This window comes from Streptomyces sp. NPDC005017 (genome assembly GCF_042873115.1).
Taxonomy (GTDB): domain Bacteria; phylum Actinomycetota; class Actinomycetes; order Streptomycetales; family Streptomycetaceae; genus Streptomyces.
Genome location: NZ_JBIALD010000009.1, coordinates 64,642 through 77,435 on the forward strand (window position 1 = coordinate 64,642; position 12,794 = coordinate 77,435).

Consider the following 12,794-nt stretch of genomic DNA (forward strand, 5'->3'; position numbering starts at 1 on the left):
GTCCCGGGGCGAGCAGTGCCCTCGGCCCTCGGCGACGCACACGCCGCCCGGCTCCTTCGTCCAGCATGTCCGACCACCTGAGCACGGCACACGCCGTGCTCAGTGCTGCCCGGGGGAAGGGCAGCCTTACAGGGGAGTCCGATGACATGAGACCGCTTCGAACCGGTACGACGCGGAGCGGAGCGACGGGGAGACGACTGGCGGCGGCGATCGGATTCGCCATGCTGCCTGGCCTGTTGACGCCCGTCGCCTTCGCCGCTGACGCCGATCCACTGGGCCGGCCGGACCTCAAGGCGCCGAAGGCCACGAAGGTCGGCCCGTTCACCGCGAAGATCGACAAAGAGGCCGCTGCCGCCGTGCAGAAGGCTGCCGCCGCCGACCGAGCCGCGGCCGCGCGGGCCCGCCAGGACCAGCGGGGCACGGTCCGCTGGCCGAAGGCCGGTAGAGCGGCACTGAGCGTTCCTGACGAGGGAGTCGACCGCGCGACTCCTGGAACGCTGCCTGTCACCGTCGCTCCGCCGGACAAGGGGACGGCAGTCAAGGCCGTCACTGTCGAGGTCCTGGACCATAAGGCGGCGGCCGGCCTCGGTGTCAGGGGCGTTGTTCTCAAGGTCACCGGAATCGGCGCCGGCCAGGCCCGCATCGGCGTCGACTACTCCGCCTTCGCGGCCGCCTACGGTGGTGACTGGGCGGGTCGGCTGCAGCTGTCGCGGCTGCCCGGCTGCGCGCTGGACGAGCCGGACCTCGCGAAGTGCCGCACGCGCACGGAGCTCAGCTCGGTCAACAGCCGGGCCCAGAACAGTGTGTCGGCGCCGGTGAGTCTCGCTGCCGACGGTGCTCCGACGATGCTGGCCCTCGCGGCCGGTACCCAGTCCGGCTCGGGCGACTACAAGGCGACGCCGCTGTCGGCCTCGTCGACGTGGGAGGCAGGCGGTTCGTCGGGATCGTTCGCGTGGTCGTATCCGCTGCGCGTTCCGCCCGCTGCGGCCGGACCGCAGCCCGAACTGTCGATCTCGTACGACTCCGGCTCCGTGGACGGTCGTACCGCGAACAGCAACAACCAGGGCAGCCAGATAGGTGAAGGCTTCGACCTCACCTCGTCCTTCATCGAGCGCAAGTACGGCTCCTGCGACGACGACGGCCAGACCGACAAGTACGACCTGTGCTGGAAGTACGACAACGCGTCCCTGGTGCTGAACGGCAAGGCCAACGAACTGGTCAAGGACGACACCAGCGGCGAGTGGCACCTGAAGGGCGATGACGCCTCCACCGTCACGCATTCGACAGGCGCGGACAACGGCGACGACAACGGCGAGTCCTGGACGATCGTCACCGGCGAGGGCACCAAGTACGTCTTCGGTCTGAACAAGCTCGACGGCGCCGGGACCTCGGACCGCACCCAGTCGGTGTGGACCGCGCCGGTGTTCGGCGACGACGAGGGGGAACCGGGCTACTCCGGCGGCTCGACGTTGTCCGAACGCGCCAAAACCCAGGCCTGGCGATGGAACCTCGACTACGTCGAGGACACCCACGGCAACGCCATGTCGTACTGGTACGCGGCCGAGCGCAACAACTACGACCAGTCGGGCGACGACACCACCGGCACCAGCTACGTGCGCGGCGGCTACCTGAAGGAGATCCGCTACGGCCAGCGTGCCGGAGCCCTGTTCTCCGGCGCCCCGGCGGCCTCCGACAAGGTGGTGTTCGCCTACGACGAGCGCTGCCTCGCCGCCGGCACCGGCTGCGACTCGCTCACCGAGACCACCCGGAACAACTGGCCGGACGTGCCCTTCGACGTCATCTGCAAGGACGGCGACAAGTGCACCGGCAACAACGGTCCGACGTTCTTCACGCGCAAGCGCATGACCGGTATCACGACCTACGCCTGGAACGCCGCGGCAGTGACCCCGGCCTTCGAGCCGGTCGACGTTTGGTCGCTCAAGCACCTGTACCTCGACCCGGGCGACACAGGTGATTCGACCGACCAGTCCCTGTGGCTCGACGAGCTGAGGCACACCGGCAAGCACGGCACCGAACTCGCCCTGAGCCCGGTCAAGTTCGATCACATGATGTTCGCCAACCGGGTGGACGGCGCCACGGACGACATCCTGCCGCTGAACAAGCCTCGCCTCAGGGCGGTCACCGGCGAGACCGGCGCGCAGACGATCGTCAACTACGCGCCCTCCGAGTGCGCGGCCAACGCCACCAAGCCCAAGCTCGACGAGAACACCAAGCGCTGCTACCCGGTGTACTGGTCGCCCAACGGGGAGAGGACCCCGACCCTCGACTGGTTCCAGAAGTACCCGGTCACCTCCATCTCCACCACCGACCCCTTCGGCGGCTCGGAGGCCGTGCAGCACACGTACCAGTACTCCGGTGGCGGTGCCTGGCACTACAACGACGACCCGATGACGCCGGCCAAAGAACGCACCTGGTCGATCTGGCGCGGCTACGGCACGGTCACCCATCTGACCGGCGTCCCCGGACGCACGCAGAGCAGGACCGTCACGGTCTACCTGCGCGGCATGAACGGTGACCGGGTCCTGGGCGCCGACGGCAAGAGCCCGGATCCCGACGCCCGTAGGACGGTGAAGGTCACGGGCATCAAGGCCCCCGAGATCACCGACTCCGACCAGTACGCGGGCTTCACCCGGGAATCCGTCACCTATGACGGCGCCACCGAGGTCACAGGCACGGTCAACGACCCGTGGAGCAAGCGGACCGCCACCCAGCACAAGTCGTATGCGGACACCGAGGCCTACTACGTCCGTGCCGCTGCCAAGCACTCGCGCACGAACATCACCAGTGGGATCACCCCGTACGACCGCGTGAGCACGGTGAAGACGGCGTACGACGACTACGGCATGGCCGCGACCGTCGAGGACCTGGGCGACGACGCGGTCAGCGGTGACGAGAAGTGCACCCGCACCTGGTACGCCCGCAATGCCGGCAACGGCATCAACTCGCTGGTCTCCCGCACCCGTACGGTCGCCAAGCCCTGCTCGACGGCCGACTCCCTTCTCGACCTGCCCGCGGACTCCAAGCGCTCCGGGGACGTCGTCTCCGACACGGCCGTCGTCTACGACAACACCGCGGCCACGACCTGGTCGGCTTCGCAGACCCCGACCAAGGGCGACGCGTCCTGGACGGGCCGGGCGAAGGGCTACGGCTCCGACGACAGCCCGATGTGGCAGAAGGTCTCGACCTCGACCTTCGACGCGCTCGGACGGGCTCTCGTCGTCAACGACACCAACGGAAAGCTGGTGTCCGGCACGACGTACAGCCCCACCGCGACCGGCCCGCTGACGTCGACATCGGTGGTCAACTTCAAGCAGCACAAGGCGACCACGCAGCTGGACTACGCGACCGGTGCGCCGCTGAAGGCCACCGACCCGAACAACTACGTCACCGAGTCCGAGTACGACAGCCTCGGCCGCGTGGTCAAGGTCTGGCTGGCGAACCGCTCCAGGTCGCTGGGCAAGACGCCGAACTACGTCTTCGGCTACAACATCACCAACTCGGCGATGTCCTGGGTGTCGACGGGCGCGCTGAACAAGGACGGCTCCGGCTACAACACCGGCTACGAGTTCTACGACTCGCAGCTGCGCTCCCGCCAGACCCAGACACCCAGCCCGACAGGTGGCCGCCTGGTCTCCCTGACGCTGTACGACGACCGTGGCCTGGCGGTGAGCCAGCAGTCGGACATCTGGGACAACACGTCCGCTCCGTCCGGTACTCCGGTACAGACGGACGGCGGTCAGGCGCCCATCCAGACGGACACGACCTACGACGGAGCGGCCCGCCCGATCACCGCGGTGACCAAGGTCCATGGCGTGGTCAGGACCGGCTGGACGATCAACACCTCGTACACCGGTGACACGGTCTCGACGTCCGCGCCGACCGGGGGCCAGGCCACCAGCACGGTGACGAACGCCCTGGGACAGATGACCAAGCGCCGTGAGTACGCCGGGTCCACCCCCGACGTCACGAACTTCACGGAGACGAGTTACACGTACACGCCCGCCGGCCAGCAGGAGACGATCACCGGCCCGGACCGGGCGAAGTGGTCGTACACGTACGACCTGTTCGGCCGCCAGGTCACGGCCACGGATCCGGACAAGGGCAAGTCGGGTACGGAGTACAACGATCTCGACCAGATCGTGACCACCACTCCGAACGACGACACCACCAGGAAGCTGTTCCACGAGTACGACGATCTCGGTCGCCGCACCGGCTTGTGGCAGACGTCCAAGACGGACGCCAACAAGCTCGCGGCCTGGACCTTCGACACGCTGAAGAAGGGCCAGCAGGACACCGCCGTACGGTACGACGGCGGAGTGACCGGCAAGGCGTACACGCAGAAGGTCACGTCCTACGACTCGCTGTACAGGACGACGGGAACCCAGCTGATCCTCCCCGCCGCGGAAGCGCTGTACGCGGACGGTCACGTGCCGCAGACGCTGTCCTTCAGCTCCGCGTACAACCTCGACGGCACGGTCAGCCAGTCGAGCGCACCGGCGGCCGGTGGCCTGCCGGCCGAGACGGTCTCCTACACCTACGACTCGACCGGCCACCAGCTCACCGCGAAGGGCGCCACCGGCTATCTCCAGGGCGCGGCGTTCTCACCGCTGGGCGACCTGCGTCAGCTCACCCTCGGGACGGATGGCACCAGCTCGGCGAAGAAGGCGTATCTCACCTGGGACTACGAGGACGGCACCCGTCGCCTCACCCGCTCCTACGTCACCGACGACGTGCACGGCTACATGCCGCAGGAGCTGAAGTACACCCAGGACGATGCGGGCAACGTGACCTCGATCCTCGACGCCACGACGCAGGGCGGCACGGCCAAGGCCGACTACCAGTGCTTCGGCTACGACGGCTACAGCCGCCTGACCGAGTCGTGGACGCCGAAGACGGCCGACTGCGCGACCACGGGCCGCACGACGGCCAACCTCGACGGTGCGGCTCCGTACTGGACCTCGTACACGTACACCCCGGGTGGCCAGCGCAAGACGGAGACGCAGCACACCTCCACGGGCGACAAGACCACCACGTACACGTACGACGACACCACGGACACCAAGCCGCACACGCTGGACAGGACGACGGGCGCCCGTGCGGGTACGTACACCTACGACGCGTCCGGCAACACCATCACCCGCCCCGGTCCCACGGCCGCGCAGACGCTGGCGTGGAACACGGAGGGCAAGCTGGCGAAGCTCACGGAGAGCACCAAGGAGACGAGCTACCTCTACGACGCCAGCGGGGAACTCCTCATCCGCCGGGCCAAGGGCGACGGCGACACCGTCCTCTACCTGGGCGGCACGGAGGTCCGCCTGACGACCAAGGGCACGACGAAGACGGTCACGGGCACCCGCTACTACACGGCGAACGGCCAGACCGTCGCGGTCCGCACGGCGACGGCGGGCGTCACCGGCTCGAAGCTCAGCTTCCTCGCCGCCGACCACCACGGCACGTCGAGCATCGCGCTGGACTCAACGGCCTACGCGGTCACCAAGCGCTACAGCACCACCTTCGGTGCCCCCCGCGGCGCAAACCTGTTCGGCCCCTGGCCCGACGACAAGACCTTCCTCGGCAAGCCGGCCGACACATCGACCGGCCTGACCCACATCGGCGCCCGCGAATACGACCCGGCCATCGGCCAGTTCGTGAGTGTGGATCCGCTGCTGGAGCTGAACAAACATCAGTCGCTCAACGGATATGCATACAGCCAGAACAACCCGGCTACGTTGTCCGATCCCTCGGGGCTCGGGACTCCCGAATGCATGAGCGGAGTGATCACCGGCTGCACGAACGGTGTCCCTGATGATGACTCGGTGTATCACCCCGAAAGGGAGAAGGGGACGCCGTCCCTGAACGACCAGTCCACGGCCGCCTATTACGAAACGGTCGCTGCGGACGAACAGGGACTTCCCTACGTCCGGACTCATGAGAACACGTCGGAAGACGATTTTCACCGGGCGATGATGAAGTACCAGGGAAGCCTTGACGGAGCCATCAACGACTCCCAATGGATGATGTGGCTCTACGGCCACGACGAGAAAGTCATCGACAACTTCGGTGGCTGTCTGATCTTCGACTGCGACAGCGGTGTCAGTCCTGCCGACATCAACGGTATGCCGCTGAACAGGATGGGTTTCCTGGAGATACTCGGGCGCGAGTACGCCGCAGCGCGCGGAGCGCGTGCGGGGCTCAAGCCTGGTGGGAAGGCCGCTAGAGGCACTGACTGCACGCGATGCTTCCTGGCCGGGACAGACGTGCTCATGGCCGACGGCACCACCAAGGACATCGAGGACATCAAGGTAGGGGAGGCCGTCCAGGCCACAGACCCCGAAACCGGCGAGACCGGCGTTCGGGAAGTCACCGACCTGATCATCACCCGGGACGACAAGCACTTCAACGAGCTCTCCATTGCCACCGAAAACGGCATCGAGAAGCTCACAGCAACCTATGAACACCCCTTCTGGTCGCCTTCCGAAGACGACTGGGTCGAAGCCGGCGACCTCACCTCGGGCATGACCCTCCTCACCGACGAGGGCGACACCGTCATCGTCACGGGCAACCGTCCCTACACGCGGCATACCACCACTTACAACCTGACCGTCGACGATCTGCACACGTACTATGTGCTGGCGGGCAAGACTCCGGTCCTCGTTCACAACGCGAACTGCTTTACGCCGCCTGAGAGCTACCTGAACCGTCATGGGGAGTTGACGAACGGCACATACACCGTCAGCTACCCGGCAATGCTGAAGCACCTACCAGGTTCGTCGGGTCCGACAAAAAGCGTCTTCCTCAAGGGCGTGGATGCGGAAAAGGCCACTCTGGACGCTGCCGCCTACGCTGACACCTATGGACTATGGGTCGGAAACAAGGCAAAAGTGTACGTCGCGAATGGACCTGTTGGGGTTGTCGGAAGGACTGGGGAATTGACTCACTACATAAATGTCTACCGGAATAATAAGGGTGCTATTCATGGGAGTCCCGGAGGCGCGCCGTGATCGATGTCTCGGATGCGCTGGTGCGGTTGGGTGATCCGCCGGTCACCTGGCGCGAAGAGGTTGCACTCGAGATCGCCGACTATCTGGCCCGATCGCTCGGAGGGGTTGTCGACTGGGATAACGAAGCCGACGAGGAATGGCTGAGTGTTCTGGTCCGAGACACTCGTGTGGCAATGGTTTCCGCAACGCTGCGACTGATCGTCGCCGAGGAACGCACTTCAGGAAATTTGCAGGCCCTCGCCCAGGGCGGGGCGGTGATTCTTGTTCCATCATTCGACGCTCCAGTCATGCACTGCGAAATCACAGTGCTCGGGCGGGCGTTCGGTGAAGAGAGGAAACTTCGAGAGTTGGAACTGGAGACCTTCTCGGCAAACGATCTGTGGTTCGCCACGGTGTGAGCTCTGCTGGCCGCGAACTGTACACGGACCAAGACAGTGACTCAGCAGGTGTCCGTGTACAGTCTGCCGCGCGGTGCAGGTTGGGTGACTGGTGTTTGTGAGGTGACCCTGGAGAGCAGGCACGCTTGACAGTGAAATGGCTGAGGACTTCCTCGGTGAGGTGGATTACCAGTCTGGTGAAGCCGATTACGCCAGTCTGAGCCTTTCTTCTCGCCAGTGTCGACCCAGCTCCTCCAGAACCGACCATCCGCGAGTATGCCCAGTGGAATGTAAAGCCTCGTCAGGCCTCGCTCTGGCGGGGCTTTTGCAAGGATGGCGGCACGATGACCGCAACGTCGTGAGGCGAGTCTGGCGCAGGATGGTGGGTGATCACCGTCTCAGCTGACCGCCTCGGTGGTCTTCGGGCTGCTCGGTCCGGCGCAGAAGGCGTCGATGGCCTCGCGCCGCGATCACGACCATGACTTCGGGAGCGAGGGAGTGGTTGTGCGGCGCGGGCTGGGGAGGCTGACGACGGAGAGGGTGCGACCTTGGGAGGGAGGCTCGGTGGGTTGTTCTGGCCTTGGCCCCCAGCCGCAGAGCGAAACGCTCATCATCTCCCGGAGGCGGCTCCGCCCTCGTGAGAGGCTCGCCGACCGGACCTCTCATCCGCCCCCGCCCCCGGGTGAGAGCAACGTTCCCTTCCGGTCACCCACAGCCACAGCACGGAAACGCGCTCTCCCTACCTTCGGGACTCAGCCACTCCCAGTCACACCCTGAGCCCGCAGCACCCGTGGAGGCGTCATGACAGCAACAGGTACGACCCCATCTCCCCCCGCCACCACAGGCAAGGGCGGCCGCTGGATCCAGAAGTGGGACCCGGAGGACGAGACCTTCTGGAACGAGACCGGTGAGAAGGTCGCCCGCCGGAACCTGATCTTCTCGGTCCTCTCCGAGCACATCGGATTCTCCATCTGGACCCTGTGGTCCGTGATGGTGCTGTTCATGGGCCCCGAGTACGGCCTCACACCTGCCGACAAGTTCTTCCTCGTCTCGATGGCGACTCTGGTGGGCGCCGTGGTGCGGGTGCCCTACACCTTCGCCGTGGCGATCTTCGGCGGTCGCAACTGGACGATCGTCTCGGCGGCGATGCTGCTGATCCCGAGCATCGCCGCGTTCATCGTGATGGAGCCCGGGACGTCGTACTCCACCTTCCTGATCTGCGCGATGCTCGCGGGTGTCGGCGGCGGCAACTTCGCCTCCTCCATGACCAACATCAACGCGTTCTTCCCGCTGCGCAAGAAGGGCTGGGCGCTCGGGCTGAACGCCGGCGGCGGCAACATCGGTGTGCCGGTCATGCAGCTCGTCGCCCTCGCGGTGATCGGCGCGAGCGGTGGCCCGCGGGTGCTTCTCGGGGTCTACATCCCGCTGATCGTCATCGCCGCCGTGCTGGCCGCGCTGTACATGGACAACCTCGCGACCATGAAGAACGACACCGGCGCGGCCAAGGACGCGGTGAAGGAGGGCCACACCTGGATCATGGCCTTCCTCTACATCGGCACCTTCGGCTCGTTCATCGGCTACAGCTTCGCCTTCGGCCTCGTCCTGCAGACGCAGTTCGGCCGTACGCCGCTCCAGGCCGCCTACGTCACCTTCATCGGCCCGCTGCTCGGCTCCCTGATCCGCCCCGTCGGCGGCTGGCTCGCCGACCGCTACGGCGGCGCGAAGATCACCCTGTGGAACTACGTGGCCATGGCCGCGGCGACCGCCGTGATCATCGCGGCGAGCATGCAGGAGTCCCTGCCGCTGTTCACCTCCGCCTTCATCGCGCTGTTCGTGCTCAGCGGACTCGGCAACGGCTCGACGTACAAGATGATCCCCGGCATCTTCCAGAACAAGGCGCTCGCCCGGGGTCTGACGGGTGAGGAGGCCGCCGCCTACGGCCGGCGTCTGTCCGGTGCCTCCATGGGGCTCATCGGCGCGGTCGGCGCGCTCGGCGGGCTCGGCATCAACCTCGCCTTCCGGCAGTCCTTCCTGACCGCCGGCACCGGCACCGGAGCCTTCGTCGCCTTCCTCGCCTTCTACGGCGTCTGCTTCCTGGTGACGTGGGCCGTATACCTTCGCCGCCCGGCGGCCGGTCGTACGGAGACGACGACCACCGAGGCGAAGCCGCAGCTCAGCTACGCCGAGGTGTGACGTAACACCAGCGCAATGAAGGAGAACCGAGCCTGTCACGCACCGTTGACAGGCTCGGTCGCATGCAGTGCAAAGGGGGCCGCTGGCCGGTCCCGATGACTCGAGTGCGGGACGAGAGTTATGTACGAGGAACAGCAGTCTGAGGAACACGGCCCCCTGGCGGGCTTCACCGTCGGGGTGACAGCCGCGCGCCGCGCCGACGAACTCGGCGCGCTGCTCCAGCGCCGTGGAGCGTCGGTGCTGCGTGCGCCCGTCCTGCGGATCGTGCCGCTGGCGGACGACGGTGAGCTGCTCGCCGCGACCAAGGACCTCATCGACCGGGTCCCGGACGTGGTGGTGGCCACCACCGCCATCGGCTTCCGCGGCTGGATCGAGGCCGCCGACGGCTGGGGGCTGGGCGAGGTGCTCGTCGACCGGCTGCGGGGGGTCGAACTGCTCGCCCGCGGACCCAAGGTGAAGGGCGCCGTGCGGGCCGCCGGGCTCACCGAGGACTGGTCGCCGTCCTCCGAGTCCATGGCGGAGGTGCTCGACCGGCTGCTCGACGAGGGTGTCGACGGCCGCCGCATCGTCATCCAGCTCCACGGCGAGCCGCTGCCGGGCTTCGTGGAGGCGCTGAAGGCCGCGGGCGCGGAGGTGGTCGGCGTCCCGGTGTACCGGTGGATGCCGCCGGAGGACATAGCCCCCGTCGACCGCCTCCTGGACGCCGCGGTCTCCCGGGGCGTGGACGCGGTCACCTTCACCAGCGCCCCGGCGGCGCAGTCGCTGCTGTCCCGCGCCGAGGAGCGGGGCCTGCTGCCGGAACTGCTCGCCGCCCTGGCCCACGACGTCCTGCCCGCCTGCGTCGGCCCGGTCACCGCCCTGCCGCTCCAGGCCCGGGGCGTCGACACGGTCCAGCCCGCACGCTTCCGGCTCGGCCCGCTCGTCCAGATCCTCTGCCAGGAACTGCCCGCCCGTACCCGGGCCCTGCCCATCGCCGGCCACCACGTCGAGATCCGCGGCCACGCCGTCCTCGTCGACGGCGCCCTGCGGCCCGTCCCGCCGGCCGGCATGTCCCTGCTGCGCGCCCTCTCCCGCCGCCCCGGCTGGGTCGTCGCCCGTGCCGACCTGCTGCGCGCCCTCCCCGGCGCGGGCCGCGACGAGCACGCCGTCGAGACCGCGATGGCCCGCCTCCGCACGGCCCTCGGCGCCCCGAAGCTGATCCAGACGGTGGTGAAGCGGGGCTACCGGCTGGCCCTGGACCCGGCCTCCGACGCCAAGTACGCGGACGCGTGACGGGGTTGAGCCTCCGTTACGCGGACGTGTGACGGGGTTGAGCCCCCGCTTGGTCCTCGCCGGCCATGGTGTGCCGTGTCCGCAGGATCAGATCCCGGCCGGCCGGAGCCGGGACGCGGCGGCCGTTCGGCCGTCGCCCTGAGACGGGCCCGCTGCTCCCGCCGCTCCTCGGCGCGCGGCCGGTCCGGGCGTCTCCCTCAGCGGTTCACCGCCTGGATCTCCTGCACCACCACCGCCTGCTCCGCGCCGAACGTGCCGTCGGGCAGGTTCTGCCGGGCGGGTACGCCCGTGCCGGTCCAGTGGATCTTCCAGGTGATGGTGGCCTTGAGCGGGTAGGCCTTGGCACCCGACGCGCGCAGATAGCGGACGCCGCAGGGCGGGGTCCGGTCGGCCTTGCCCTTGGCGTACGGCTCGCCGATACGGCCGCCGGTGAGGTCGCAGACGCCGGAAGCAGGGTAGGTCTGGGCGTCCTTCGTGCCGGGGTCCAGGGTGAGGGACACCGGTTCGGCCGTGGTGGTCGCCTGGATGCCGAGCAGGGGCACCGAGGCGGTGACGGAGACCGGCTTGAACTCGGCGCCGTCCAGCCAGGCCCAGGTGGGCAGGTTGACCTTGGTGGCGCCCTGGGGCGCGAGGTCGACCTCGGTGGAGGGGACGCGGATCTCGGCGTAGGCGAGTTGGGCGAGGATCTCGGGGGTGACGGCCTCTGTGACGTCCGCCGGCGGGGGAGTGCCCTCGTCCACCCAGAAGGGCGGCTTGTCGCAGGCCAGGGCACCGGGGTCGCCCTCGCGGCCTTCGGTGACGTAGGAGTCCCACCAGTAGCCCTTGCCGGCCTTCTCCTTGTTGAACTCCTTGTAGGGGTGCCCCTCCACATAGCGCGCCCGCTGGTCCGCGTCCCACTGGTAGCCCGTCGACTCGGCCTGCCAGATCGGCTCCAGGTACGCCTTCAGCTCGTCGGGCGTGTACTTGGGGGCGTAGTAGCAGGCCGGAGGAGTCCACGTCGTCGTGGATGTCACGGTGCCGGCGGACTGTCCGGACCCGTTGCGGGAGCGGTCGAAGACGATCGCTCCAGCCGTGGCGGAGAGCCCGCCCTTGCCGTCGCTGCCACCCGAGGCGGACGTGTCGGAACCGCCGTTCGTACTGCCGCCGTGGCCGTAGCCCGCGAGCGCCTGGGCGGGACAGAGCAGGACGGCCGCTGCTGCGGCGGCGACCACGGCCGCCCCTCGGTTCGTCACGGACGGCATGCGGCGTTCCCCCGTTCGGAAGTCAGCTTCTCGGTCACCCATACGCCCTGCTTGTTGACCCGAAGCCTGCTGTTGTAGAGCACGTAGTTGTCGTCCGATGCCGGAGTCACCGACGTCTTCCCGGTCTTGAGGCTCTTGTTGTAGGCCTTGTTCTGGTCCTCGCAGTAGACGAACCCGGCCGTTCCGTCGCCGTCGATCTGCACCTTGGCGTCGTAGTAGCGCTTGGCACCGGTGATCCGGTCCTTGTAGTCCACGAACTCCTGGATGAACTTCTGGCTCGACGCGGCCGCCTCACCCTCGGAGTAGAAGCGGTACGCCCCGTGCAGCGCGTCCTGTTCGGCGATCGCCATGTCCACCGCCTTGATGAACTGCCGGCTGTCGCTCAGGACGGCGTCCTTGTCCTTGTCGCCCGTCTCCGACCACTCGAAGGAGTACGTCAGATCCGCCGGCAACGAGATCTCCGGCCGCCCCGCACCCCCCGCCGGACCGGCCGTCGGCGTCGCCGGCTTCTTCTCCCCGGTGTCCGCGCCCGCGATCTTGTCTTTCGCGTCGGGGGACTTGTCGTCGCCTCCGCAGGCTGTGAGGAGGAACAGTGCCGCTGTCGCGGCGGCGAGCGCGGGGAGGACGTCGGGGCGGCGGATCACAGAGGGCTCCTGGTGGGGCGGGAGTGGTTCGGGATCAGGCGCTAC

General features: G+C 67.7%; 6 protein-coding genes. 4 read left to right on the forward strand and 2 right to left on the reverse strand.

Annotation, left to right across the window (positions count from 1 at the left end; translation table 11 throughout):
* Window positions 1–146 precede the first annotated feature (146 nt).
* The 4 genes from ACFYR0_RS15850 to ACFYR0_RS15865 all read left to right on the forward strand — a co-directional run bounded on the left by ACFYR0_RS15850 (window position 147) and on the right by ACFYR0_RS15865 (window position 10,864).
* Window positions 147–7,022 (forward strand): polymorphic toxin-type HINT domain-containing protein, encoded by a 6,876-nt coding sequence (locus ACFYR0_RS15850; protein ID WP_389327227.1) that lies wholly within the window; start codon window positions 147–149, stop codon window positions 7,020–7,022.
* A complete protein-coding gene (locus ACFYR0_RS15855; RefSeq protein ID WP_389327230.1) occupies window positions 7,019–7,420 on the forward strand; it encodes a hypothetical protein in 402 nt (133 codons plus the stop codon). Before ACFYR0_RS15850 ends, ACFYR0_RS15855 begins: the two co-directional genes overlap by 4 nt.
* 780 nt (window positions 7,421–8,200) lie before the next feature.
* Window positions 8,201–9,592 carry a nitrate/nitrite transporter gene (locus tag ACFYR0_RS15860; RefSeq protein WP_389327233.1) on the forward strand — a complete coding sequence of 464 codons (1,392 nt, stop codon included), beginning with the start codon at window positions 8,201–8,203 and terminating at the stop codon, window positions 9,590–9,592.
* A gap of 120 nt (window positions 9,593–9,712) precedes the next feature.
* Window positions 9,713–10,864 carry a uroporphyrinogen-III synthase gene (locus ACFYR0_RS15865; protein ID WP_389327236.1) on the forward strand — a complete coding sequence of 384 codons (1,152 nt, stop codon included), beginning with the start codon at window positions 9,713–9,715 and terminating at the stop codon, window positions 10,862–10,864.
* A 197-nt stretch (window positions 10,865–11,061) separates the two neighbouring features.
* On the opposite strand, the gene ACFYR0_RS15870 is transcribed toward ACFYR0_RS15865, so the two are convergent.
* Window positions 11,062–12,105 carry a hypothetical protein gene (locus tag ACFYR0_RS15870; protein ID WP_389327239.1) on the reverse strand — a complete coding sequence of 348 codons (1,044 nt, stop codon included), beginning with the start codon at window positions 12,103–12,105 and terminating at the stop codon, window positions 11,062–11,064.
* Window positions 12,093–12,749: a hypothetical protein gene (locus ACFYR0_RS15875; RefSeq protein WP_389327242.1), complete on the reverse strand. Its 657-nt coding sequence runs from the start codon at window positions 12,747–12,749 to the stop codon at window positions 12,093–12,095. Before ACFYR0_RS15875 ends, ACFYR0_RS15870 begins: the two co-directional genes overlap by 13 nt.
* Window positions 12,750–12,794: the final 45 nt, after the last annotated feature.